The sequence below is a fragment of the Nocardia puris genome (assembly GCF_036051655.1).
Classification (GTDB): Bacteria; Actinomycetota; Actinomycetes; order Mycobacteriales; family Mycobacteriaceae; genus Nocardia; species Nocardia puris.
Window position 1 is genome coordinate 264,322 of the sequence record NZ_CP107943.1, and the last position, 23,239, is coordinate 287,560.

At 70.0% G+C, this 23,239-nt stretch carries 23 protein-coding genes; 9 read left to right on the forward strand and 14 right to left on the reverse strand.

Annotated features, from left to right (window positions below; genetic code table 11):
• Positions 1-178: 178 nt before the first annotated feature.
• Positions 179-1,681: a flavin-containing monooxygenase gene (locus tag OHB21_RS01100; RefSeq protein ID WP_195125650.1), complete on the reverse strand. Its 1,503-nt coding sequence runs from the start codon at positions 1,679-1,681 to the stop codon at positions 179-181.
• 69 nt (positions 1,682-1,750) lie between these two features.
• Here OHB21_RS01100 and OHB21_RS01105 point away from each other — a divergent pair, with 69 nt between their 5' ends.
• Entirely contained in the window at positions 1,751-2,752 is a 1,002-nt protein-coding gene (locus tag OHB21_RS01105) for an AraC family transcriptional regulator (protein WP_195125649.1), read from the forward strand.
• Here OHB21_RS01105 and OHB21_RS01110 read toward each other — a convergent pair whose 3' ends face one another.
• A complete protein-coding gene (locus tag OHB21_RS01110) occupies positions 2,753-3,469 on the reverse strand; it encodes a chromo domain-containing protein (RefSeq protein ID WP_147265946.1) in 717 nt (238 codons plus the stop codon).
• Between the two features lie 194 nt (positions 3,470-3,663).
• On the opposite strand from OHB21_RS01110, the gene OHB21_RS01115 reads away from it, so the two are divergent.
• The 4 genes from OHB21_RS01115 (at position 3,664) to OHB21_RS01130 (ending at position 7,335) form a co-directional block, all read left to right on the forward strand.
• The gene (locus tag OHB21_RS01115; RefSeq protein ID WP_147265947.1) at positions 3,664-4,041 is read left to right on the forward strand and encodes a hypothetical protein; all 378 of its coding nucleotides are present in this window, start codon (positions 3,664-3,666) and stop codon (positions 4,039-4,041) included.
• Positions 4,042-4,072: 31 nt separating this feature from the next.
• A complete protein-coding gene (locus OHB21_RS01120) occupies positions 4,073-4,792 on the forward strand; it encodes a VIT1/CCC1 transporter family protein (protein ID WP_067508726.1) in 720 nt (239 codons plus the stop codon).
• 194 nt (positions 4,793-4,986) lie between these two features.
• Complete coding sequence (locus OHB21_RS01125; RefSeq protein WP_067508729.1) at positions 4,987-6,342, forward strand: flavin monoamine oxidase family protein; 1,356 nt, start codon at positions 4,987-4,989, stop codon at positions 6,340-6,342.
• 336 nt (positions 6,343-6,678) lie between these two features.
• Positions 6,679-7,335, forward strand: coding sequence for a phosphoribosyltransferase (locus OHB21_RS01130; RefSeq protein WP_067508731.1), 657 nt, complete (start codon positions 6,679-6,681; stop codon positions 7,333-7,335).
• A gap of 5 nt (positions 7,336-7,340) precedes the next feature.
• Here OHB21_RS01130 and OHB21_RS01135 read toward each other — a convergent pair whose 3' ends face one another.
• Entirely contained in the window at positions 7,341-7,886 is a 546-nt protein-coding gene (locus OHB21_RS01135) for a TetR/AcrR family transcriptional regulator (RefSeq protein ID WP_067508733.1), read from the reverse strand.
• A 229-nt stretch (positions 7,887-8,115) separates the two neighbouring features.
• Here OHB21_RS01135 and OHB21_RS01140 point away from each other — a divergent pair, with 229 nt between their 5' ends.
• Entirely contained in the window at positions 8,116-9,330 is a 1,215-nt protein-coding gene (locus OHB21_RS01140; protein WP_067508735.1) for a cytochrome P450, read from the forward strand.
• Positions 9,331-9,598: 268 nt separating this feature from the next.
• Here the strand turns inward: OHB21_RS01140 and OHB21_RS01145 are convergent, their stop codons facing one another.
• Positions 9,599-9,973, reverse strand: a complete 375-nt coding sequence (locus OHB21_RS01145; protein WP_195125648.1) for a DUF5313 family protein — start codon at positions 9,971-9,973, stop codon at positions 9,599-9,601.
• Positions 9,970-10,431, reverse strand: a complete 462-nt coding sequence (locus tag OHB21_RS01150; protein WP_067508739.1) for a MarR family winged helix-turn-helix transcriptional regulator — start codon at positions 10,429-10,431, stop codon at positions 9,970-9,972. The genes OHB21_RS01145 and OHB21_RS01150 overlap by 4 nt, the downstream gene beginning before the upstream one ends.
• A 115-nt stretch (positions 10,432-10,546) precedes the next feature.
• Between OHB21_RS01150 and OHB21_RS01155 the strand changes: the two genes are divergently transcribed.
• The 3 genes from OHB21_RS01155 to OHB21_RS01165 all read left to right on the forward strand — a co-directional run bounded on the left by OHB21_RS01155 (position 10,547) and on the right by OHB21_RS01165 (position 14,229).
• Positions 10,547-11,569, forward strand: coding sequence for a DUF418 domain-containing protein (locus OHB21_RS01155; RefSeq protein WP_195125647.1), 1,023 nt, complete (start codon positions 10,547-10,549; stop codon positions 11,567-11,569).
• An 87-nt stretch (positions 11,570-11,656) separates the two neighbouring features.
• Entirely contained in the window at positions 11,657-13,237 is a 1,581-nt protein-coding gene (locus tag OHB21_RS01160; protein WP_067508743.1) for a Na+/H+ antiporter, read from the forward strand.
• A 74-nt stretch (positions 13,238-13,311) separates the two neighbouring features.
• Positions 13,312-14,229 carry a DUF2797 domain-containing protein gene (locus tag OHB21_RS01165; protein ID WP_195125646.1) on the forward strand — a complete coding sequence of 306 codons (918 nt, stop codon included), beginning with the start codon at positions 13,312-13,314 and terminating at the stop codon, positions 14,227-14,229.
• Between the two features lie 149 nt (positions 14,230-14,378).
• On the opposite strand, the gene OHB21_RS01170 is transcribed toward OHB21_RS01165, so the two are convergent.
• The 9 genes from OHB21_RS01170 to OHB21_RS01210 form a co-directional block, all read right to left on the reverse strand.
• Complete coding sequence (locus OHB21_RS01170) at positions 14,379-15,077, reverse strand: hypothetical protein (RefSeq protein WP_067508747.1); 699 nt, start codon at positions 15,075-15,077, stop codon at positions 14,379-14,381.
• 156 nt (positions 15,078-15,233) lie between these two features.
• Entirely contained in the window at positions 15,234-16,190 is a 957-nt protein-coding gene (locus tag OHB21_RS01175) for an MlaD family protein (RefSeq protein ID WP_067508749.1), read from the reverse strand.
• On the reverse strand, positions 16,187-17,248 hold the full coding sequence (locus tag OHB21_RS01180) for an MlaD family protein (RefSeq protein WP_084537560.1): 1,062 nt from the start codon (positions 17,246-17,248) through the stop codon (positions 16,187-16,189). The genes OHB21_RS01175 and OHB21_RS01180 overlap by 4 nt, the downstream gene beginning before the upstream one ends.
• The gene (locus tag OHB21_RS01185; protein ID WP_067508799.1) at positions 17,245-18,348 is read right to left on the reverse strand and encodes an MlaD family protein; all 1,104 of its coding nucleotides are present in this window, start codon (positions 18,346-18,348) and stop codon (positions 17,245-17,247) included. The genes OHB21_RS01180 and OHB21_RS01185 overlap by 4 nt, the downstream gene beginning before the upstream one ends.
• Positions 18,348-19,394, reverse strand: coding sequence for an MCE family protein (locus OHB21_RS01190; RefSeq protein ID WP_067508753.1), 1,047 nt, complete (start codon positions 19,392-19,394; stop codon positions 18,348-18,350). Before OHB21_RS01190 ends, OHB21_RS01185 begins: the two co-directional genes overlap by 1 nt.
• Positions 19,382-20,386, reverse strand: coding sequence for an MlaD family protein (locus tag OHB21_RS01195; RefSeq protein WP_067508755.1), 1,005 nt, complete (start codon positions 20,384-20,386; stop codon positions 19,382-19,384). The genes OHB21_RS01190 and OHB21_RS01195 overlap by 13 nt, the downstream gene beginning before the upstream one ends.
• Positions 20,383-21,417 (reverse strand): MlaD family protein, encoded by a 1,035-nt coding sequence (locus OHB21_RS01200; RefSeq protein WP_067508757.1) that lies wholly within the window; start codon positions 21,415-21,417, stop codon positions 20,383-20,385. Before OHB21_RS01200 ends, OHB21_RS01195 begins: the two co-directional genes overlap by 4 nt.
• A gap of 3 nt (positions 21,418-21,420) precedes the next feature.
• On the reverse strand, positions 21,421-22,287 hold the full coding sequence (locus OHB21_RS01205) for an MlaE family ABC transporter permease (protein ID WP_113975309.1): 867 nt from the start codon (positions 22,285-22,287) through the stop codon (positions 21,421-21,423).
• Positions 22,287-23,132, reverse strand: a complete 846-nt coding sequence (locus tag OHB21_RS01210; protein WP_328437087.1) for an MlaE family ABC transporter permease — start codon at positions 23,130-23,132, stop codon at positions 22,287-22,289. The genes OHB21_RS01205 and OHB21_RS01210 overlap by 1 nt, the downstream gene beginning before the upstream one ends.
• Positions 23,133-23,239 lie beyond the last annotated feature (107 nt).

Below are 23,239 nucleotides of genomic sequence, written 5' to 3' on the forward strand. Positions count from 1 at the left end.
CCGCAGCGCGTCTCGACCGCGTCCCGGTGCCGGGCGTGAGCTCCGGCAAACGAACGTCACCCGATCGGATGAGCGAACCGCTCGCCCGCGCGGATTCCGGCGCCGAGAGAAGTAAGAGCGCGGATATCGGTGAGGTCGCCGTGGACCGGGCGCTGGCGCGATGCGGGGTAGCGCGAACTCACCGCGACGCGAGCATTCGTGCGTCCTCTCGCGCGACCGGCCGCAGCGACTTGTCCAGATTCGTCCGCAGCGTGGTCGCCGAATCGAGCAGGTAGTTCTGCCGCACCCGCCACGGATGCCGGTCACCCTGGCGCGGGAAGTCGCCGATGGAGCGCTGGACGTAGCCGGCGGCGAGATCGAGCAGCGGCCGCTCGGCCAGCTCACCGCGCACCTGCGGCACCACCGCCGGGTAGCCCTTGGCGTCCATGTGCCGCAGCACCTTGCAGACCAGGCGGGAGGTGAGATCGGCGCGCAGCGTCCACGACGCGTTGGTGTAGCCGATGCACACCGCGAAGTTGGGAATGCCGGTGAGCATCGCGCCCTGCCAGACGAACTGCTCGGACAGCGGCACGGGCACACCGTCCACGGTCGGGGCGATCCCGCCGAACGCCTGCAATCGCAGCCCGGTGGCCGTGACGATCACGTCGGCGGGCAGCACCCGGCCCGACTTCAGCCGGATGCCTTCCGGCACAAAGGTTTCGATGTGATCGGTGACCACCTCGGCCTTGCCCTTGCGGATCGCGCGGAAGAAGTCGGCGTCCGGCGCGGCGCACAGCCGCTGATCCCACGGGTCGTAGGTGGGCGTGAAGTGCTCGGCGACGGCCTTCTCGTCCTTCAGGATTCGCGTCGTGAGCCCGGTGAGGAGTGTGCGCGCCGAGCCGGGACGGCGGCGGCAGTACTGGTAGAAGCCGATGCTGAACAGGATGTTCTTGGTGCGGATCACGGTGTGCGCCAAGCCCGGTGGCAGCACTTCACGGATCCTGTCGGCGTGCTTGTCGCGGCCGGGCACGGCGCTGATCCAGGTGGGCGAGCGCTGCAACATGGTCACGTGCGCGGCGCTCTCGGCCATCGAGGGCACCAGCGTCACGGCGGTGGCGCCGCTGCCGATCACCACCACGCGTTGACCGGCGTAGTCGAGGTCCTCGGGCCAGAACTGCGGGTGCACGATCCGCCCGGAAAACGTGCCGGCGCCGGGGAATTCGGGCGCATGGCCGCGGTCGTAGTCGTAGTAGCCCGCGCAGGTGTAGAGGAACCCGCAGGTGAGCGTGCGCTCGACGGTGCGGCCGTCGGCGTCGCGCTCGGCCAGCGTGAGCGTCCAGCGCGCGTCGGCGGCGGACCAGTCGGCGCCGATCACCTTGGTGCGGTAGCGGATTCGGCCGTCGATGCCGTGTTCGGCAGCCGTCTGCCGGATGTAGCGCAGGATCGAGGGCCCGTCGGCGATGGACTTCGCGTCGCGCCACGGCGCGAACGGGTAGCCGAGGGTGAACATGTCGGAATCCGAGCGGATGCCCGGGTACCGGAACAGGTCCCAGGTACCGCCCATGGCGTCGCGCGCCTCCAGCACAGCGTAGCTCTTGCCGGGGCATTCGGTCTGGAGCCGGTAGGCGGCGCCGATGCCCGACAGTCCCGCGCCGACGATGACGACATCCAGGTGTTCCGGGGCGACAGCGGTCTCGGTCATGGCACCAGTGTGCGGGAGAATCGGCGGTCATTCTTGACTTCACACGACAAGTATTTGACTCTGTACGACATGTCGGTGATCAGATCGGCCGGATTGCGCGGCTTCCGCGCCGCCGTCGCGGAGCTGGGCGGCGACGCGGAGGAGTACGCGATCGCGGCGGGCCTGCCCGTGGCGGCGCTGGACACCGACGAGCTGCTGGTGTCCGATATGGCGGTCGCCGCGGCCTTCGAACTGGCCGCCCACCACCTGAACCGCCCGGACCTGGGCTTGTTCATCGCGCGCCGCCAGGACCTGGACATGCTGGGCCCGCTGGCGCTGGCGATCCGCAACTCCCCCACCCTGGGCGACGTGCTGGAATGCACCTCGCGCTACCTGTTCGTGCACGCCCGCTCGCTGAGCCTCACCCTGGAGCCCGACCCGTACGGCGAACGCGGCGTGCTCGCCCTGCGCTACGGCGTGGCGCCCGGACTGCCGAACCCGGTCCAGGGCACCGACGTGGGTCTCGGGTTCGTGCACCGCGCCATCCAGCGCCTGGTGGGCGAGCGCTACGGGCTGCGCTCGGTGGAACTGCCGTACCACCCGCCCGCGCCGCTGTCGGCCTACGAGGAGTTCTTCGCCGCGCCCGTGCGCGTCGGCAGACCGGCCGCGATCCTGCGCATGCCCGCCGCCCTGGCCGCCCGCCCGCTGACCGGCGGCGACGAGCACCTGCACCGGCTGGCCATGGCGTTCCTGTCCGCGCAGACCGCCGACGCGGGCCCCGCCGTCACGCCGCGCGTGCGCGCCGCCGTGCGCCAGCTGCTCGGCACCTCCGCACCCGAGATCGGTTCGGTGGCAGGGCTTCTCACCATGCACCCCCGCACCCTGCAACGCAGGCTGGCCGCCGAGCACACCACCTTCGCCGCCGTGCTCGACGAGGTGCGCCGCGACGAGGCGCACCGCTACCTCACCACCACCGATCTGCCGATCGGCCAGATCGCCTCGCTGCTCGGCTTCGCCGAACAGGCGACCTTCACCCGCGGCTGCCGGCGCTGGTGGGGCCGCACGCCCACCGGCGTGCGGCGCGCGCGGTGATCAGTCGGCCTGCTCGACCTTGCGGACGGCGTCCAGGAAGAGCTGGTCGAAGACCGCCTGATCCACCGCATCGCTGAGCGCGCCGACCCGCACCACCACGGTGGTGTCGCGCAGCACGGCCATGCCCATGTACGCCACCGAGGTCAGCGGGCGGCCCTCGCCGACGGTGGACGTACTCGAGGAGCGGTAGACCAGCGAGTCGATACCGTCCAGATCGCCCGGCGAAGCCAGGTTCTCCACCTTGGCGACGGTGCTGATCTGGCGCCCCTCGACGGTCGACGTCACGGTCACCTCACCGCACTTGGCGTTGCCGTCGCGCACCGTGGCCAAGTCGCCCGCGCCCTCGGAGACGAACTCCATGAACATCAGCCCGGCCTTCTCGTCGGTGGCGCCGATGATCTCGGAGTCCGAGAGCAGGTCCTTGGTCGCGGCGCTCAGGTCGGCCTGGGTGGTGGCGCACTCCTCGGGGGTGATGGTGGAATTCTGCTGCGCGCCGGTGAGATCCGCGGCGGCGGCCTCGAGACGCTCCTTGGGCAGGTCGACTTTCTTTGCGTCGCCGGGAAATTCGTCCGCGGTGAGCAGCAGCTGGTCGCGCGGCGTCTGGGGCGGTGCGGAACTCGCCGACTTCTCGTCGTTGCCACCGCATCCCGCGACGAGCAGAACACCCGCCGCGATTCCCGCCACTACACGCACACGCGAAGACCGCATCTTGATCATGCCGGTCAGCATGCCAGTCGCCCTCCGGCCGCGCGGGCAGTAGCCCCATTGACGGCGCCGTCACCCATCGACGACACTGTGCGCCTTGGGGATCGGCGTGGCCGGACATCGGGCGGCGCCGGACATCGCCTCTAGGAACCTCGGCCGCGTGGGCCTAGACTTCTGCCCCGAGTATCGACTCGGAAGGGGTCGGAGTGGACACTGTCCGAGAGGTGGCCGAAGAAGGCAAACGCCTCATCGACCGGACCTGGCTGGGCGAATTGGAGCGCGACGACGCGGTGCACCGGTTCGTGCAGGTCGGCGACGGCATGGTCTGCCCCGACACGGCGGGCGAGATCATCGACGACGGCGTGCGCTGGCTCGACGCCAACGCCACCCGCCTGCGCATCCTCGGCTGGTGCGCCCTGTTGGAAGTACCCATCCTCGGAGGTTTCGCAGTGCTGTCCCTCGCGTTCGGCGACTACCTGGCCGCCCTGCTCGCGCTCACCCTGCTCGGGGTGATGCAGTTCGCGCACCGCAAGCTTGTCCCGCATCCGGTCCCGGTGCGCAGGCCGCGCCGCGTGCGTCACTGACCGCGCGCCCGTCCGGGGATATCCTCCGGGTATGGACGAGACGGGCATCGGAGATCCGCCGCACGAGCCGCACGGGCAGGGCTTCGCGACTCGGCTGAACTGGTTGCGCGCCGGGGTGCTCGGCGCGAACGACGGCATCGTGTCGACCGCGGGTCTGGTGGTCGGTGTGGCGGCCGCGACCACCAACACGACCACGCTCTTCACCGCGGGTATCGCGGGCCTGTCCGCGGGCGCGTTGTCGATGGCGGTCGGCGAATACGTGTCGGTGAGCACGCAGCGGGATTCCGAACAGGCGCTACTGGCCAAGGAGCGCAAGGAATTACGCGACTATCCCGACTACGAGCTGCGGGAGCTGGCCGAGATCTACGAGGCGAAGGGCCTCACCCCGCAGACCGCCCGGCAGGTCGCCGAGGAGCTGACCGCGCACGACGCGTTCACCGCCCACGCCGAGGCCGAACTGCGGCTGGATCCGACCGAACTCACCAATCCCTGGCAGGCCGCGCTGTCCTCGGCGGTCTCGTTCACCCTCGGCGCGCTGCTGCCGCTGCTGGCGATCCTGCTGCCGCCCGTCACCGCGCGCATCCCGGTGACCTTCGTGACGGTGCTGGTGGCGCTGGCGCTCACCGGGTCGATCAGCGCGCGCCTGGGCGGGAGTCCGCGGCGCAAGGCGATCCGACGGGTCGTGCTCGGCGGCGCGCTGGCGATGGTGATCACGTACGGGATCGGGCAGGTCGCGGGCGTCGCGGTCTGACGTTCTGACCTTCGCCGCGCGCGGTGTCGATTCGATATCGGCTCTTGCGCGAGGGCAGAGCCTGTGGCCTACTTGAACTCATACAGTCGACTGACTGAGTTCAGGTGGCCGTCCCGTTCGCGACGGTCTTCGCGATGCGATCGGCGAAACGCGACAGCCCTCGGCCCGTGCGGCCGGGACCACGGAGGTACAGGATGAACCCGGCGCAGACGAACGGTGATTCGGCCACGGTGGCGGTGGTGGGCGCGGGGCTGGCGGGTCTGACCGCCGCGCGCGCACTGCACCGCGCGGGCGTCGACGTGGTCGTGCTCGAGGCGGCCGGCCGCATCGGCGGGCGGGCGCTGACCGAAACCACCACGCTGGGGTCGCGGGTGGACCTCGGCGGTCAGTGGATCGGGCACGACCACCACCGGGTCATGGCCATGGCCCGGGAGTTCGGCGCGACGCAGTACCCCATGCACACGAACCCGCTCCCCACGGTGCTCGACGGTGACCGCACGGTGCCGGTGGCCGCGCCGGGGGCGCTGGTCGCCTGGCTCGCTCTCGGTGCGGCGGAAGTGTTGTCCCGCACCGGAGTTCCGGCGGGATGGAACAACGCGACGCTGGGTGCGTGGCTGCGGAAACTGCCGTGGCACACCCCGCGCCGACTGCTGGAGGTGATCGCGGGGACCTCGTGGACGGCCGACCTCGACCGTTTCTCCGTGACGGCCGCGACGAAGTTCATCCGCCACCAGGGCGGGCTGCGGACCATGCTCGCGACGGCGGGTGGCGCGCAGGACGCCCTGCTGGTCGAAGGCATCGGCGCGCTCGTGGACGGGCTCGCCGCCGAACTCGGGTCGCGCGTGCGCACGGGGCAGCGGGTCACCTCGATCCGGCGCGATGCCGACGGTGTCACGCTGCGGACGGCCACGGGCACGGTGCGGGCCACGAAGGTCGTCGTCGCCGTCCCGCCGCCGGTGGCGCGGCAGATCTCGCACGAACCGCCGCTGCCGCCCGAGCGGCTCGCCGTCGAGCGGAACACCTACATGGGCACGGTGTACAAGGCGATCGCGGTCTACGACCGGCCGTTCTGGCGGGAGCGCAAGGGCGGCGAGGTCATCGTGCTGGACGCCCCGGGCCGCGCCGTCTTCGACACCTCACCGCCCGACGGGCCGGGGCACCTGTGCGTGCTGGTGCCGGGGCCGGAGGCGCGGACGCTCGACGGGTTGGATCCGGTCGCGCGGCGCGAGAAGATCCTCGGTTCGCTGGTCGGGCATATCGGACCCGAGGTGCTGAAGCCCGTCGATTGGCACGAGAAGGCCTGGCACCTGGACGAATTCGTGCCCGGCGGGTACACAGCGCTGCCGGAACCCGGGACCGTCGAAGGGTTCCCGTCCGCGGTGCCCGCACCCGTCAGCGACATCCATTGGGCCGGTGCGGAAACGGCCGCCGACCACGCGGGGTACTTCGAAGGGGCGATCGCGTCCGGGGGTCGGGTGTCGCGGGAAGTGCTGGCGGCGTTGGCCGATCGCGAACAGGGTGCCGCGGTAGGGGATTCGACGGCGGGTTGAGTTGTGCGCGCCATTCCCGGTGTCAGCGGCTGACTTCCAACTCGAGCAGATGGCGCAGGTGCCGGACTTGCCGGGCGGCCGTCGCCGGTGGGCTCGGGGCGATCGAGCCGTTCGGGCGTTCGACGAGCGCGGCTCCGAAGCTGCCACCGGTCCGGCCCGTCGACCGGGTGAGTCGAGGCCCGGCCCGCGGTCGGGCTCTCGCAGAACAGTTCTCCCGCAGGAGGCTTCCCAGCGCGCGGCCGAACCGACACTCGGCGGCACCCACCGCCGGAGAATTCGCGGTGCCCGCCCTGCTTATACTGCGGTGATCCCCGAGACCGATTCCGGAGGAGACCCATGCTCTTCCTCGATCGCCGGGCGGCGGGCCGGCGGCTGGCCCAGCGACTGCCGGAGTTCCGCGGTGGTGACACGGTGGTGCTCGGCGTGCCGCGCGGTGGGATTCCGGTGGCCTACGAGGTGGCCGCCGCGCTCGGCGCGCCCCTGGATGTGGCTGTGGTGCGGCGGCTTCGGGTGCCGCACCGTCCCGATCTCGCGTTCGGAGCGGTCGGGGAGGACGGCGTCGCGGTGGTGGACGACCGGGTTCTGATGCGCGCCTACGTCTCCGACACCGGTCGCGCCCAGGTCGAGTCCGAGCAGCGAGAAGAGGTGTCGCGCACCGCGATCCGCTACCGAGGCGGCGCGCCGCGGCACACGCTGTCGGGCCGCACCGCCGTGATCGTCGACGACGGAGTGCATTCCGGTTCCTCCGCCCGCGCGGCCGCGGCGATCGCGAAGTTCGCCGGGGCACGGCGCGTCGTCCTGGCGGTGCCCGTCGGCCCGGCCGCCACCCTCGCGGCTCTCTCCCGCCACGTCGACCACATCGTCCACCTGGCGCGCACCACCACCACCGAGCCGATCGCCCACCACTACGGCGATTTCACCGCTGTCGACGACGCCCACATCTGCGACCTCCTCGACGCCGCCGCCTCCGACCTCCGCCACCGGGCCGTGTGAGCGTCCTACCCGAACGCGGGCAGCACGAACCGCTCGATCGCCGCGCGCTCGGCCGCCGCGTCACCGGCCGGCCAGAGCAGCATCGAGAGCACGACGCGCACGATCCAGCGACCGGCGTCGGGATCGCGTGCGCCGGTGAGGTCGGAGGCGGCGGCGGCCAGGCGCGGATTGCTCGCCAGGAACCGGTCGATCTCGCGCGGCGCTGCGGCGTCGAGGAAAGCGGTGGCGACCCTATCGGCGCGTATGACCGCAAGGGCGGCGGTGATGGCGCCGGTGATCCGTTCGGCACCGGTCAGATCGGCGACGGCAGTGGCGATTCCGGTGGCGATGCGGGCCGTCGCACCGGCGAGCACAGCGGCGCGCAAGGCCGCCTTGCCGCCCACGTGCCGGTACACCGTGGCACGGGAGCAGCCGGCTCGCGCGGCGACGTGATCGATGGTCAAGCCGGTCATGCCGTGCCGGGCGATGAGGTCGGCCGCCGCGGCGTGGATGCGCTCGACGGCGAGGGCCGCGCGGTCGCCGCCGGTGAGCCAATCGGTGTGCGTCGGCACGGTGAGACCTCGATTCAGCGCTCGATACGGTTGAGAAATTTTGTCTCATGACGAGACGAATGGGAAGAGGTGTGCGGGGTTCGAGCAGGTCGGAGCACGACGCCGAGACGAGACCTCACCTGCCGTTTCCTTCCCCGAATCTCACTTTTCCGCGGGCATTGACGGGGTGTGTTCCGACAGCGAAATCTGGTGGGCGACATCGCTGCCGGAACGTGGAAAGGCGGAGCGGATGACCCGCGTTGTGAACCTGTTCGACCCGGGGGCGCTCGACGATCCCTACCCCCTCTACGACCGCCTTCGCGCGTCGGAGCCGGTGCACCGGGTCGCGGACACGAACTTCTATCTGGTCGGATCCTGGCCGCTCGTCACCGAAGCCGTGACCCGCCCCGAGGACTTCTCCTCGCACCTCACCGGCGCGCTGGTACACGCCGCGGACGGGTCGATGACGGTGTTCGACCTGGACGGTGACGGGAGTGCCGTGCACGTCCTGGCGACCGGTGATGATCCGGTGCACCGCGACCATCGCAAACTTGTGCTGCCCGCTCTGGTCGCCAAGCGCGTCCGGGCGCTGGAGCCCGTGATCGAGGCGACGGTGCGGCGGCTGTGGGACGAGGGCGTCGACGGCGGGCGAGTCGAATGGATGTCGGCGATGGCCGACCGGCTGCCGATGACGATCGTCGCCGGACTCCTCGGCCTGCCAGAACACGACGTCGAGAGCCTGGCCGGCTGGGGGTATCTGTCGACCGAACTGCTCGGGGGCGTGCTCACCACCGAGCGGCTGCCCGCGGTGGTGACCGCCTCCGCCGAACTCGCCGGCTACCTGCACGCGGCGTTCGCAGCGGCGCGAAAAGCGCCGGGCGACAACCTGATCGGCGACCTGGCCCGCGCCTGCGCCGAAGACCGTCTCGCTCCCGATGTCGCGGTGTTGATGTTGGTGCAGCTGGTCGGCGCGGGCGGTGAGTCCACGGCCGGACTGCTCGGCAACGCCGCCCGCCTTCTTGCTCTGGATCACGGGCTCCAGCAACGGATTCGGAACGACCTCGACCTGCTGCCCGGCTTCCTGGAAGAGGTGCTGCGTCTCGAATCGCCGTTCCGCACGCACCACCGCCACGTCGTCACCGACACCGTGCTAGGCGGCACTCCCCTGCCCGCCGGCAGCCATCTCCTGCTCCTCTGGGGCGCCGCCAACCGCGACCCCGCCGTCTTCCCCGACCCGCACCTGCTCCGCCTCGACCGCCCCACCGGGCGCACCCACCTCGCCTTCGGCAAGGGAATCCACTTCTGCGTCGGTGCCGCCCTGGCCCGCCTCGAAGCCCGCCTCACCCTCCGCACCCTCCTCACCCGCACCCGAGGCTTTCACATGTCCCCGGAACCCGAAGCCGCCCAATGGATCCCCAGCATCTTCGTCCGCCGCCACAGTCGCTTGACCCTGGATCTGGAATAGATGGACGCGCTGTTCGACCATCTCGGCCCCGAGCGTGGGAGGCCTTTACGACCACCGCCGAACAACTCCGCGCCGAAGGCGGCGCTGCGGCGCCAATCGAGCGGCTCACCACCGAGTTCGGACCACTGCCCGCCACCACCATCGACACTATCCGCAACGCCGACCTCGAACAGCTCCGAACTTGGACCATCCCCTGCTTCACCGCCGCGACGGTCGAGGAAGTCCTCGATCTGATCGAGTAGGGATTTGACACCTGCCGGATCGTGGCTCAGTGCGGGTGTTGTTCCGCGTAACGCTCTCGTTCGGCGGCTCGGCGGCGCGCCTTCTCCTCGTTCTCCAAGTCGGCCGGGAAGCCGTGGGCGGTGAGGCGGTGGGCTCGGTTCATCGGCATGTAGGCGACGATGTAGAAGAGGGCGAGCAGGACCGCCAGCAGGACCATCGAGGCGCGGAGCCAGAGTTCGCCGGGGAACAGCAGGAAGATCGCGAACAGCGGGGTGAAGGGCAGCAGGCCGCGCACGATATGCCGGGCGAAGGCGTGCTTTCCGGTGAGGTCGTTGCGGACCCAGTCGCGCAGGGAGTCGGGGAGGCGGCGGCCGAAGACGTAGCCGATCCATTCGATCGGGTTCGGGCGGCGACGCGTCATGCCTGTTCTCCTTCCGCGAGCACCGAACGGCGCGCGGCCTCGTTCACGCGGGTGAGCACCTCGCGCAGTTCCTCCAGATCGGCCAGGCTCACGCCGAGCCGTTCCACCACGGCGGGCGGAATCTTCTCGGCCTCAGCCCGCAGGGCGGCGCCCGCCTCGGTCAGGTCGATAACGAGGTTGCGTTCGTCGCGCGGATCGCGCCCCCTGGTGATGAGCCCCGCCGCCTCCAGCCGCTTGAGCAGCGGCGACAGCGTGGGCGAGTCGAGCTGGATGGCGTCGGCGATCGCCTTCACCGACATCGGCGCCTCGCCCCACAGCGCCAGCATCACCAGGTACTGCGGGTGTGTGAGGCCCATCGGCTCCAGCAGCGGCCGGTAGACGGCGAGCACGGCGCGGTTGGCCACCGCCAGCGCGAAACACACCTGCCGGTCGAGCCGCAGCGGGTCGTCGATCTCCATGAGCGCACTCCTTCGGGGTCCCGGCTAGATTAGCGCATGAATAGTTAGTGCATTAAGTATCTGTGCGGGACATCTCCCCGACCGAGGCGGCGGGCGCGGTGGTTAGCGTGGATTCATGCCCGTCACCGTCGCGCGCCCGCGCGTCCACGAACTCGATGCCGTCCGGGGTTTCGCGCTGTGCGGGATCCTGGTGGTCAACATCTGGCAGATCACCGGGATGCGCGCCACCGACCCGACCGGCTCGGCCATGGACCCGCTCCGGCACCTGCTGTCGGTGCTGTTCGAGGGGCGGTTCTTCCCGATCTTCTCGTTCCTGTTCGGCCTGAGTTTCGCGATGTTCCTGGACGGCCCGGCGCAGCGCGCGGACCGGCCGCGCCTGGTGCTGGTGCGCAGACTGGTGGCGCTGGGGCTGATCGGCGTGATCCACCTTCGGTTCCAGCCGGGTGAGGCGCTGCTGCCATACGCGATCGTGGGGTTGGTGGTGTTGTTGCCCGCGGCCTCACTGCCACGCTGGCTGATCCTGGTCGGCGGACTGGTCGCGACCGTCGGCGTGGCGCTCACCCTCGGTGGCGGATTCGGCCTGGTCCCCGGACTGTTCCTGTTGGGCATGGCCGCCGCGCGATACGGCCTGGTGGACGATCTGCGCGACCGCACCTGGCAGATCGCGGCGGTCTTCGCCCTGGCCCTGCCCGCCGCGATCGTGATGAGCGTATGGGAGTGGCGCACACCGTATCTGGAGCTGTGGACCAGCTCGGTCGCTCCGATCGCCGGACTGCTCGGCGCGCTCACCTACATCACGGGCCTACTGCTGTTGCTGCGCACCGGATTCGGCGACCTTCTCGCGGAAATCCTTGCCCCGCTGGGCCGTATGGCGCTCACCAACTACGTCACCGCCACGGCCCTGATCCTCCTCGCCGACCGCTACCTCCACCTGGAAGGCACCACCCGCTACCCCACCCTCCTCGTCCTCGCCGCCGGCATCATCCTGCTCCAAGCCGTCCTCAGCCACCTGTGGCTGACCTGGCTCCGCTACGGCCCCCTCGAATGGCTCTGGCGCTGCGTCACCTGGTGGCACCTGGTCCCGATCCGCGAACCCCGCAACCAAGGCATCGCCTCCATCGGCCTCCCCCGCCACTGACGCAGGCGGCTTCCTGACCACCCGAATTCGGGGATGGGCGGCGCGGCACGGGGTGTTGCGGGGTGGGGGCACGCAGACTGGATGGTCATGGACCAGTTGGTGCTGATGTTCGTGCTGCTGTTCGCCGCGATCCTGGCGGAGCCGCTGTCGCGGCGGATCGGGGTGGCGTCGGCGATCCTGATGACGGTGTTCGGGTGTGTGGTGGCGCTGATCCCGTTCGCGCCGAAAATCCACATTCCGCCCGATCTGATCCTGCCACTGGTGCTGCCGCCGCTGCTGTACGCGGCGGCGCGGCGCACGTCGTGGCGGCAGTTCGCGGAGAACTGGGGGCCGATCGCCCTGCGCGCGGTCGGGTTGGTGGTCGCGACGGCCGCCGCGGTCGCCGCGGTGTTCCATGCCTGGTATCCCGGGGTGCCGATCGCGGCGGCCATCGCGCTGGGCGCGATCGTCGCGCCGCCCGATCCGGTGGCGGCGACCGCGCTCGCGGGCCGGCTCGGCCTGCCGCGCCGGCTGGTGGTGGTACTGGGCGGGGAGGGCCTGTTCAACGACGTCACCGCGATCGTCATCTATACCGTCGCCGTGCAGGCGGTGGTGACGGGTGAGTTCTCCTCCGCCGAAGCCGCGGGCGAATTCGTGGTCGCGGCGGTGGTCGCTATCGCCGTGGGCCTCGCGCTCGGCTTCGCGGGCACCACGTTGACCAAGTACCTGGACGAGGCCACCTGGCAGGTCGCGCTGAGCTTGCTGCTGCCGTTCGCGGCGTACGGGATCGCCGAAGCTTGGCACGGGTCGGGAGTATTGGCCGTACTGGTCAGCGCGCTCTACCTCACCGACGCCGTCACCGAGATCGGCGACCGCGACTACCGCTTGGTCGGTGAATCCTTCTGGGAGATCATCGAAATGCTGTTGAGCGGCTTCGCGTTCGGCCTCATCGGCCTGGAACTGGCCGCGGTGCTGGAGGTCACCGGCGACGACTGGCCGCGCCTGCTCGGCGTGGCGGGCGCGGTGATCGCGGCGGTGGTGCTGTTGCGCCTGGTCTGGCTGCTGACGACCTGGGCGATCGGGCGGCTGTGGTGGCGGGCGCGCGACCTGGACGAACCGCAGACCTGGCAGGAAACCATCGTCACCTGGTGGGCCGGCATGCGCGGCGTGGCGAGTGTGGCGCTGGCGCTGGCCATTCCGCTGCTCATTGCGGACGGGACCGACTTCCCCGGGCGCACCGAGATCCTGTTCACCGCGTTCGCCGTCGTCCTGTTCACGCTGCTGATCCAAGGCCCCACACTGCCTTTCGTCGTCCGACTCACGGGCGTGCAGGCGGACACCAAGAGGGAACGCGAACTCGAACGCCACCTGTGGGAGCGCGTCGTCGGCGCCGAACTCTCCCGCCTGAAGGAACTCGCGGCGACCGAGGACCTCCCCGACGAGGTCTACGAACGCATGCGCGATCAACTCCGCCGCCGCTTCGCCAAGGCCGACCCGCAAGCCGCCGACGAGGACGCCCGCGCCGCCGCGGCCCGCGACTTGGAGTTCATGAAACGGATGACCTCCCTACGTGAGGAGGTCGTGGAAGCGGGCCGCCGCGAAGCGCTTTCGGCCCGCCGCGAACCCGGCATGCCCCCGGACCTCGTCGACCGCGTCACCAAACGCCTGGATCTCGGCCGTTCCCGGTGACGAATCCGCTCCCGCCCGGCACCGACCCCCGCGCGAGTGCTTTACTCGACGCTCACCGCGAGGAAGGGGCATCGTTGGCGGACGCTGGGTGGCATCGGGGCGGCGAACACCTGGTGCGCGCGGTCTCGTGGACCGGCGGCTCACCACACCTGGACCTCGTCGAGACGGCCACGCACACACGAATGTCCGTGCCGCTGCTCGGCACCCGGCTGGCGTTCACGGTGCGACCGGACGGGCGCTACTGCGTGGGGCGGTTCGCGTTCGGGCGCTCCGGCGACGGGCGCTACCGCCCGTGCCGCGACCGGCGGCTGGTCACCGCGGGCGATCAGTGCGAGACCTGCGGCGCGGACGACGAGTTCCGTTTCATCCACAACGCCCACCGGGGCGGCTACCTCCCCGACAGCCTGCGCGAGTATGTCGCGCAACCGCATTGGGTGTACATCGCCACGTTCGCCGACGCCTCGTGCAAGGTCGGCACCGCCGCGCACAGCCGCAAGCGCGCGCGGCTGGACGAACAAGGCGCGGTGCGCGCCACCTATCTCGCGTGGGCCGAAGACGGGCTGGCCGCCCGCGTCTACGAGGACCGGCTGACCGAGGTGCTCGGCGTCACGCAGGCGAAGCGCCGAACGGCCAAGGTGGCGGCCCTGGTTCGGGCGCGCAGCGCCGCGCGGATCGAGGCCGCGCACGCGGAGACCGTCGCGGCGGCGCGCGAATGCCTGGCGGAGTTGTCGGCGGTCCTGCCCCTCGAGCCGTGGCAACCGCCCGCCGAACACGCCGGATTCTTCTCCGCCGGGGCCGACGAGTACCCGCACACGCTCGCCTCGGGCCCGCACTGCCTGACGGTGCGCGCCATGATCGGCGGCGCGGCGCTGGTCACCGTGAACGACGACGACGCGCCGTTCATCGCCGACCTGGGTGCGCTGAAGGGCCGGCGGATCGTGCCGGGCCCGGTCCTCTCGCCGGAGACGGTGACCCAACTGGGCCTGTTCTGACAGCACTGCCGGCCGCGCGAGAAACACCTCGGCGGCCATGGGAAACCCGACTGAAGAACGGTCGAAGGCAATTCTTCCGTGGATACCGGGCGTCGGCACCGCGATCGACCCCCACGGAATGGCCGGACATCGTGCGCGACAAACGTGGACTACGGCGGCGGGGGCAGCGGAATCTGAATCCCGGGCAGCCCCGGCAACGGAATGACCACCGCGGGCGGCGGGGGCGGCGCGGGCGCGGGAACCGGGACAACGGGTTCCGGCTCCGGCGGCGGAGGTGGCGCCACGGGCCGGGGGGCGGGCTGCGGCGCGGGCGCGACGGGTGCGGGAGGCGGGGCGGGCGCCGCCGCCACCTGCTGCTGCGGCACGCAGTTCCACCCCTCCGGCGTACGATCCCAGCGCGCGGCGATCCCGTCGTGCGAGCAGTCGTCGCCGACCTGGCGCGGCGCCTGCGGGATACAGATCCACTGACCGTCGGTGGTGCGGCCCCATTCCGCCACCAGCCCGCTGTGCGAGCAATCGCCGCCGACGCGTCGCGGGTCGGCGCGCTGCGGTTCCGGCACGCACATGAGCTGACCGTCCTGCAACTCCCAGCGCGCCACGATGCCGCCCGCCGAACAGTCGCCGCCGACCGTGCGTACCGGCGACAGCGACGCCGGATCGGTGGGCCGCGTCGTGTACGACGGTGCGGGATTGCGCGGATCGTCACCGTCCTGCCCCGCCCGCAGGAACAACCCGATCGCCACGACCACGGAGAGCGCGGCGGCGATGGCGGCCGCGATGATCAGCACACGGGTGTTATTCGGCCCCTCGACGCCGTACGGCGCGGGGTCGCCACCGGATCGCACCATCGCGCACCACCTTCGCTGCCGACCGGAAATCCGTCTCGCAAAGTTGATCTTTCCCGGAGGTTACCCGAAGGTCGCTGATCTTCGGATCACCTTTGAATGACGATATTCCCGCAGATCAGGGCACATCGCAGGGATAGCTGATGAGCTACCGGACCGTTATCTGATGGCCACGCGCACCTGGACGGCATCGTCATCGGTCCCGGCGAGGGCCTGGGACAGCAGCGCACTCAGATCCAGCTGCGGCCCGCCCGCCACGACCGCGTCGGTGAGCGGACGCAGTCCGGGCAGGATCTCGCGCAACTCCGGTCCGGTCTCGCGCAACCAGGCGGTGAGCCGCTCGAGGAACGGCACCACCCCGTCGCCCGTCAGGTAGGGATCCATCCCGCCGTCGGCGGTGACCAGGCGCCCGACGGCCTCCACCAGTTCGTCGAGCGATGCGCCGAATCCGACGAGCGCGGGCGCGCCGGCACTGGTCGCGGGCCCGGCCCACTCGATGTCGGCGGCGGCGAGCTGGAAGCTGTTGAGCAGGTCGGCGATGCGCGGCGTGCGGGTCATGATGGTGGCGGCCAGCAGATCGCCGGTGCGCGCCAGTTCGGGCATCACGGCCTCGGTGCCGTGCAGCGAGGTGCTCAGGGTGTCGACCAGGGAGCCGACCACGGCCGGGTCCAGCTGGTTCATGGTCTGGGTGACCAGGTGCGCGACCTGCGCGATCGACAGCGGCGTCCGCACGTCGGCGGTGTCGAGGCGCTGCCCGTCGGTGAGGTACGGGCCGCCGGTCCCCTTCGGCACGAACTGCACGTACGGCTCGCCGAGCGCGGACAGGTGCTCGATGGTGACGACGCTGTCGGTGGGCACCCGATGCTCGGCGTCGACGCGGAAACCGACCTCGACGCCGGCGGAGGTGCTGTCCACCGACAGCACCTCCCCCACTTCGATGCCCGTCAGCAGGATCGGCGAGCCCACGCCGAGCCCGCCCGAGTTCTTCAGCACCATGGTGGCGTGGGTGTGGTCGGCGAACGGGTCGGCGCGAACGACGCCGAAGGTGAGGTAGGCCGCGCCGAGCACCGTGATGGCCGCGATGCCGCCGAGCGAGGCCAGCGAACCGATCTTCATCGGACGGCTCCGATCATGCGCAGGGTCTGGATGATCCGGTCGATCTGGTCGGACTCGGCGACCGGGCTCGCGGCGGCACTCACCCCGGTGACGTTCACCTTCGGTCCGTTCTCGACGAACGGGATGATCTTGTCCCGCAACAGCGCGATCAGCATCGCCAGGTTGGACGACTGCCGCAGGTCCAGCGGCCCGCCGGTCGCCAGCGGCACGAAGGCCCGCGCGGCGGCGTCGCCCGAATTTACCAGCGGGGCAAGCCATTCCAGCGACTGCCCGACCGGGCCGAGCGCGGCGAAGATCTCGGTGACGCCGTCGATGGAGCGCGCTACCGCGTTCATCTGCGCCACCGCGTCGTCGCGGAAGATGTTGTCCAGCTCGGGCCGGATCTCGCGCAGCACTTGAGCATTGCTCGCCAGGCCGAACAGCAGCGCGTCGACCTGGTCCAGGTTCGCGGCCAGGTCGGCGGCGTCGGCGCCCATGACGCCCGCGATGCGCGCGGTCTCTTTGGGGTCCTGCGGCAGTACGGCGTTGAACCGGTTGATGATGTCCTGCATCTGGCCGACCGCACCGCCCTGCACGAAGAACGCCATGGCGGCCATGGTGTCCTCCAGCTGCATGGGCGGTTTCGTGTGGTCGAGACCGATGGTGCCGCCGGGTTCGAGCAACGCGTCGAAGCCGGACGGCGGTGTGGTGAGCGCGATGTGGATGTCGCCGAGCACCGTGTTCTGACGCAGTTCGGCGATGGTATTCGTGGGCAGGTCAACGGATTCCGCGATGTCGGTGGTGACCACCACGTAGCCGCCGCGCCCGTCCGGCGCCTCCGACGCCGGGACAACGCGCACGTCCCGCACCGTGCCGACCTGCGCGCCGTTGGCGATCACCTTCGCACGGGCGGGCAGGTTGAGCACGTTCGCGAACTCGATCTGCAACCGGTAGGTCGGCCCCGACACCGAGGTCCCCGGCACCGGCACCGTCGACGGGTCGAAACCGCACCCGCCCACCGTGACCGACGCCGCCACGGCGAAAACCATTGCCGCCCTGCGCAGCACACGCGTCCTCATCGGCCACCCGCCATTCCCGGCACCAGCTGGATCAATTCGACGTTCACCAAGCCGTTCTCGGCGCCCGCGCAGCGCCCCGGCGCGACGGCGTTCACGGCGGCGCACACCTGTTCGGCGTCCGCGTACGGGATCGCGACCTTCGGCGGGGCGTAGGTGATGCCCGGCGCGCCGGTCTCCGGGTCGATCACGCCGCGGAACGCGGAGACGAACACCGGTGTGGTGAGCACGATCTCGCGCAGCGATCCGACATTGGCGCGCAACAATTTCAGCATCGGCACCGCGCGGTCGAGCAGGCCGAGGATCTCACCGCCGAAGGAGGTGGTGAGGTCGTTGAGCATCGGCAGCACTTCGCGCAGCGCGTCGAACAGCCGGGCGCCGGGGCGCAGCAGATCGTCGCTGGCCTGCTGGAGCACCGGGCCGACCCGCACCAGCATGCTCTCCAGATCACCCCAGTGCTCGTTGACCTTCTTCGAGACGGAGGCGAACGCGTCGAAAATGCCCGCCAGATGGCCGATGTCGGCGTCGGCGGCGTTCAGCGCCGATCCGAGCTCGCGAATGAGCTCGTTGATCTGCGGACCGGTGCCCGCGCTGGCGCGGTCCAGCGCGGACAGCCCGTCGGCCAGCGACGTCGGCCGGGACGGATCGGGTCCCACGATCTGATCCGACAGCTGGGCCAGCGCGGTGAGCGTCTCGGTGAGGCTCTTGGGGGTCAGCGTCTTGGTGATGCACTGACCGCTGTCCCAGCGGTCGAGGTTCTGCCCGCTCGCCAGCACCGCCAGGGCGCGGTCGGCGACGACGGTGTCGGACACGGTGGTGGCAGAGGCGTCGGCGTAGACGGGGTAGTCGGCGTCGACCTCGAAGTCGACCCGCACCTCGGGCCCCTGATTGCGCACCGAGGTGACGGTGCCGACCGTGATGCCGCGCATGGTCACCTGATTGCCCGCGTACAAGCCGATGCTGTCGGACATGATGGCGCAATAGGATTCGGTCTTGCGCAGCGGGTCGAACGCGAGGACGTAGCCCACCACGGTGAGCACGGCGATGAGGACCGCACCGGCGATCGACATGAACGCCTGCGTGCCGAGCAGCTTCTTCAGCATCAGCAGTCCTTCCCCGGCACCGGCACGCACACGCCGGGCAGTTCGGCGCCCGGCGGGGCCTGCACGGTCTCCCCGGAGCGGTCGAGCACCAGCCCCTCCTCGGGAATCACCAGCCCGCGCAGCTTTTCGGCGAGCTGCTGCGTACTGGCGATCACCGGTTCGAGCTGTCCGCTCATCTCCTCCAGGCGCGGCACGGCGCCCATCAGCTCGGCCACCCGCGGCTTCAGCGTGCTGTCCCAGGTCGGCGCCAGCGCCGCGATCCGCTCGACCACGCTCACCAGCAGCGCGATCGACTCGCGCAGTTCGGCCCGCTTGTCGATGAGCACGGTCTCGAGCACGTTCACGTTGTCCATCAACCGGCCCAGATCCGACTTGGCGCCGTCGTAGGCCGTCACGTATTCGTCCAGCACGGCGATGGCGCTGGACACTTGCCCGCGCTGGCGGTTGATGGCGTCGACGTAGGAGCCCAGCGTGTCGAGGGTGGTGCGCAGGGTTTCCGGTGCGCCGTCCAGCGATTCGTCCAGCGCGGCGAGATTGCGGCGCAGGGTGTCGCCGTTGAGTTCCCGCAACGGGGTGGTGGCGTCCTGGAACGTCTCGATCAGGCTGTAGGGCAGGCGAACCCGGTCGGCGGGGATCACGCCGTCGCCGAGCGGGGCGGTGCCCGCGGGGTGCAGCGCCACGTAGTGGCCGCCGACCACGGTGAGCATACGGATGTCGAGGGAGGTCTGATCCCCCACGAAGACATCGGATTTCACCGTGAACCGCATGACGACCCGGTCGGGCTTCAGGTCCAGCGACTCCACCTGGCCCACCGAGACACCGGCCAGGCGCACTTCGTCGCCCACCTTCACCGACTGCGCCTCCGCGATCTCGGCGGTGTAGGTGGTCTTGCCGAACGGCACCACATACAACATCGCCGCCACCGCGACACCGAGCACCACCACCAGCGAGCCGGCGATGCCGAGCCGGATCTCCTTGCGCCGCTTGGCCGCGTCGTCCAGGATCGGCCGGTCGCCACCGAACCAGCGCGAGATCACGCGTTGCATATCGCCACCTTCTGTCCGGCGATCAGAACCTGCACCGGCACCGGCACGTCGGCGGAACCGTTGGCGCAGGCCGGTTTCCAGCCCGCGACGGTGCGCGGCAGCGAATTGTCCACGGCCTGGAGCAATCCGGGCAGCCTGCTGAACACCTCGACCGCCTGCTGCGGGTCGGGGAACAGGGCGCGGATCTGCGCGTCGAGCGCGGCCGCACCGTCCTGGTCGAGTCCGAGCGTGCCGAGCAGGCGATCCAGCGGGCCGAGCACCGAGGGCGCCGACATCGCGAAATCGGCCAGCCCGCCGATGTTCGTGCGCAGCGATTCGAAGATGTCGCTCAGGCGCGCCAGCAGCGGCACCAGGTGGTGCACCTCGCCGCCGACCTGCTCGGCGATCTCGGCCATATTGCGCACCACCGTCGCGATGACGTCCTGGCGGTCGCCGGCGTACCGGCTGAGGGTGCCGATCGCCTCCATCGCCGGGCCGATGCCGGTGCCGTCGCCCTCGATGACCGCGAGCATGCTCTCGGTGAACTGGTTGACCGCCTCCGGCGACAGCGTCGCCAGCACCGGCTTCAACCCGTTGAACAGGCTGGTCACGTCGAACGACGGCACCGTCATCTCGGTGCCGATCCGCGTGTTCGGGGCCAGGGGCACACCGGGATTCGGCTGCTGTTGCAGGTCGATGTAGCGCTGGCCGGTGAGGTTCTGGTACCGGATGGCGAGCTTGCTGTTGTCGTAGACCGGCGTATCGGTGCGCACGGTGATGCGCACCTTCGCGCGGTCCCCGTCCAGGCCGATGGCCTCCACCTTGCCCACCTGCACGCCGTACATGCGCACGTCGTCGCCGGTCTTGAGGCCGTTGGCGTCGGTGAACAGCGCGTCGTGCGCGTGCGTGTCACCGCTGACCGGCCGTTCGATCGCGGCGAGCACCAGGGCCAGCACCACCGCCATCAGGCCCGCGAACAGTCCGAGCCGCAGGCCCGCGCCGCGCACGGTCATCGGGCACCTCCCTGTCCGAGCAGCGGCACCGCGATACCGGGAACGCCGCGCAGGTCGACCTCGAGATTCAGCACGGGTCCCTCCGGGGTGTTCGGCATGGCGCGGCCCAGCCGCTCCAGCAGGGTGCGCAGGTCGTCGGCCGACTGCTGCGGGCGCGGCACCATCTGCGCCAGCACCGCGAGCAGCGGGGCGAGCATGTCGGTGGCCTCGGCGAGTTCGTCGCCCGCCGCGCTGACCGTGGTGGACAGGCCGGGCAGGATCGATCCGGTCAGCACCGCGACGCCCACGTCGAAGCGGTCCCGATCGGTGTGCAGGATGCGGATGTCGTGCAACTGGTCCAGCACCTCGATGGTGGCCCCGGCGAAATCGCCGCCGCCGTCGAAGGCCGGGCCGAGCCTGCCGAGCAGTTCGTTCGCGGGCATGGTCTGGTTGTCGGCGATGGTCTGCGCCACCGTGATCAACGCCTGCACCAGCGGGGTGAACGACTTGAAATCGGCGGAGAGCTGGGCGATCACGGTCGCCAGCCGCGGGCTGAACGCCGACTCACCGACTTGGGAGAGGCTGCGCAGGATGCTGCCCATGGTGGCGTCGTAGACGTTGCCGGAGTTGGGGCCGGTGAGGTCGATGACGGCGTTCTCGCGCAGCGGGGCGCCGCCCGGCCCGCGCTTCAACGCCAGTTCGCTGATGCCGAACAGGTTGGCGGGCGCGTAGTCCACCAGCATCGAATCGTCGATGCCGTGCAGCCGGGATTCGTCGAGCCGCAACGAGATTCGCTGCGTGCCGCGCGCGGCGGGCGCGATCTCGGTGACCTCGCCGACCAGCACCCCGTCCAGGCGGACCTGGGTGCCCTCGGTGACACCGTCGCCGATCAGCTCGGTGTGCAGCGCGACGCGCAGGCCCTCCTCGGACCGCAGCGAGCGGTACAGCGAGGTGGCCAGCGCGATCACCAGGATGAGCGCGACCAAGATCAATCCGACTGTGCGCGCGCGATTCTTGTTCGCGGCGACGCCGGGCAAACCGTAGTTAGGCATCCCCTACCCCGTGAAGCTGATCGCCGTGTTGAAGCCCCACAGCGCGATGGACAGCACCATGTCGATGGCGATGATCGCCACGAAGCTGGTGCGCACCGCCCGGCCCGACGCGATGCCGACGCCCTCGGGGCCGCCGGTGGCGAAGAAGCCGTAGTAGCTGTGGACGAGAATCACCACGGTGCCGAAGATGGCGACCTTGATCACCGCGGCGATCACGTCGAATCCGGACACGAACTGGAAGAAGTAATGGTCGTAGACGCCGGCGGACTGCCCGTGCACGAGCGTGATGAGCCCGCGGCAGGCCAGGTAGGCCAGGATCAGCGCGATCAGGAAGGTCGGCACGATCGCGATGGCGCCCGCGATCACGCGGGTGGTCACCACGAAGGGCACCGACCGCAGGCCGAGTGATTCGATCGCGTCGATCTCCTCGGAGATGCGCATCGAGCCGATTTCGGCGGTGATGCGGCAGCCCGCCTGCGCGGCGAAACCGACGGCCGCCGCGATGGGCGCGAGTTCACGGGTGGTCGCGTAGGCGGAGACGATGCCGGTGACCGGGCCCATGCCCAGCATGTCGAGCGTGGCGAAGGATTCGACGCCGACCGACGCGCCCATCACCAGGCCGAGCACGATCATCATCGGCACGGTGCCGCCGCCGACCACGATGGAGCCGCGACCCCAGGTCATATTCGTGATGGCGCGCATGGTCTCGGCGCGGTAGCGCTGCAAGGTGAGCGGCACGGCCGCGAGCACCTGCCAGACGAAAACCGTGACGAAGCCGAGCGAATCGACCGAACGCATGATCCGGCTGCCGCGGCGGAAATAGCGCGCGAGCGGGGCGAGTCCCTTGGGGACGTAAGGGGATACGGCCATCACGCCAACCTCGTCGGCAAGAACATCGCCGTCACCTGCGTCAACAACAAATTCACGCACACGATCGACACCACCGACAACACCACCGCCGCATTCACCGCATCAGCCACACCCCGCGGCCCACCCTTCGCCTCCAACCCCCGCTGACACGCGATGATCACCACCAAAAACCCGAAAATCAACGCCTTCACCAACGACACCCACACATCCGCCGCCGTCGTGAACGAACCAAACGTCGCCCAATACGACCCCGGCACCACCCCCTGCCCACCGATCGCCACCGCATACCCCGCCAACACACCCACAAAAATGATCAACACATTCAACAACGGCGCCACCAGCAACATCGCCACCATCCGCGGAATCACCAACCGATGAATCGGCGAAATCCCCATCGTATGCAACGCATCGATCTCCTCCCGAATCGTGCGCGCACCCAAATCCGCCGCGATCGCCGCCGCCCCCGCACCCCCCAACAAGAACCCCGTCGCCATCGGCGCCCCCTGCTTGATCACACCCAAACCACCCGTCGCCCCCAACAACGAATCCGCCCCCAACGAATGAATCAGATTCCCCACCTGAATCGACACGATCACACCGAACGGAATCGCCATCAAAATCGCAGGCACCGTCGTCACCGTGACCAACCGCCACGCCTGAACCAACGTCTCCCGCCACTGGAACTCCCGGCGCACCAAGTCACCCACCGTTCCAGCCACCGACTCCTGCGCCATCCCCACCGCACGACCGAACGTCCGCAACGACGACACCACCGTGTCCGAGAAATTGCGGCGCACGATCGCGGTCGCGGATTCGCGTTCCACGCTGCGGATTTCCGGCGTCATGAACGGCGTCCGACCGCCGCGCGACGGGCACGGGATGGGGGGAAATACATGGCGCTCTCCGTATCCGGCGTCAATGCCAACATCCGTCAAGCTAATAGGTACTCTGC

Excerpts from the sequence above, each read along its gene's own strand:
- OHB21_RS01175 (WP_067508749.1), bottom strand. The coding sequence starts at position 16,190 with ATGAAGATCGGTTCGCTGGCCTCGCTCGGCGGCATCGCGGCCATCACG.
- OHB21_RS01105 (WP_195125649.1), top strand. The coding sequence starts at position 1,751 with ATGTCGGTGATCAGATCGGCCGGATTGCGCGGCTTCCGCGCCGCCGTC.
- OHB21_RS01125 (WP_067508729.1), top strand. The coding sequence starts at position 4,987 with ATGAACCCGGCGCAGACGAACGGTGATTCGGCCACGGTGGCGGTGGTG.
- OHB21_RS01160 (WP_067508743.1), top strand. The coding sequence starts at position 11,657 with ATGGACCAGTTGGTGCTGATGTTCGTGCTGCTGTTCGCCGCGATCCTG.
- OHB21_RS01210 (WP_328437087.1), bottom strand. The coding sequence starts at position 23,132 with ATGACGCCGGAAATCCGCAGCGTGGAACGCGAATCCGCGACCGCGATC.
- OHB21_RS01185 (WP_067508799.1), bottom strand. The coding sequence starts at position 18,348 with ATGCTGAAGAAGCTGCTCGGCACGCAGGCGTTCATGTCGATCGCCGGT.
- OHB21_RS01170 (WP_067508747.1), bottom strand. The coding sequence starts at position 15,077 with ATGGTGCGATCCGGTGGCGACCCCGCGCCGTACGGCGTCGAGGGGCCG.
- OHB21_RS01100 (WP_195125650.1), bottom strand. The coding sequence starts at position 1,681 with ATGACCGAGACCGCTGTCGCCCCGGAACACCTGGATGTCGTCATCGTC.
- OHB21_RS01155 (WP_195125647.1), top strand. The coding sequence starts at position 10,547 with ATGCCCGTCACCGTCGCGCGCCCGCGCGTCCACGAACTCGATGCCGTC.
- OHB21_RS01205 (WP_113975309.1), bottom strand. The coding sequence starts at position 22,287 with ATGGCCGTATCCCCTTACGTCCCCAAGGGACTCGCCCCGCTCGCGCGC.
- OHB21_RS01110 (WP_147265946.1), bottom strand. The coding sequence starts at position 3,469 with ATGATCAAGATGCGGTCTTCGCGTGTGCGTGTAGTGGCGGGAATCGCG.
- OHB21_RS01200 (WP_067508757.1), bottom strand. The coding sequence starts at position 21,417 with ATGCCTAACTACGGTTTGCCCGGCGTCGCCGCGAACAAGAATCGCGCG.
- OHB21_RS01150 (WP_067508739.1), bottom strand. The coding sequence starts at position 10,431 with ATGGAGATCGACGACCCGCTGCGGCTCGACCGGCAGGTGTGTTTCGCG.
- OHB21_RS01130 (WP_067508731.1), top strand. The coding sequence starts at position 6,679 with ATGCTCTTCCTCGATCGCCGGGCGGCGGGCCGGCGGCTGGCCCAGCGA.
- OHB21_RS01140 (WP_067508735.1), top strand. The coding sequence starts at position 8,116 with ATGACCCGCGTTGTGAACCTGTTCGACCCGGGGGCGCTCGACGATCCC.
- OHB21_RS01180 (WP_084537560.1), bottom strand. The coding sequence starts at position 17,248 with ATGAGGACGCGTGTGCTGCGCAGGGCGGCAATGGTTTTCGCCGTGGCG.
- OHB21_RS01190 (WP_067508753.1), bottom strand. The coding sequence starts at position 19,394 with ATGCAACGCGTGATCTCGCGCTGGTTCGGTGGCGACCGGCCGATCCTG.
- OHB21_RS01120 (WP_067508726.1), top strand. The coding sequence starts at position 4,073 with ATGGACGAGACGGGCATCGGAGATCCGCCGCACGAGCCGCACGGGCAG.
- OHB21_RS01145 (WP_195125648.1), bottom strand. The coding sequence starts at position 9,973 with ATGACGCGTCGCCGCCCGAACCCGATCGAATGGATCGGCTACGTCTTC.
- OHB21_RS01195 (WP_067508755.1), bottom strand. The coding sequence starts at position 20,386 with ATGACCGTGCGCGGCGCGGGCCTGCGGCTCGGACTGTTCGCGGGCCTG.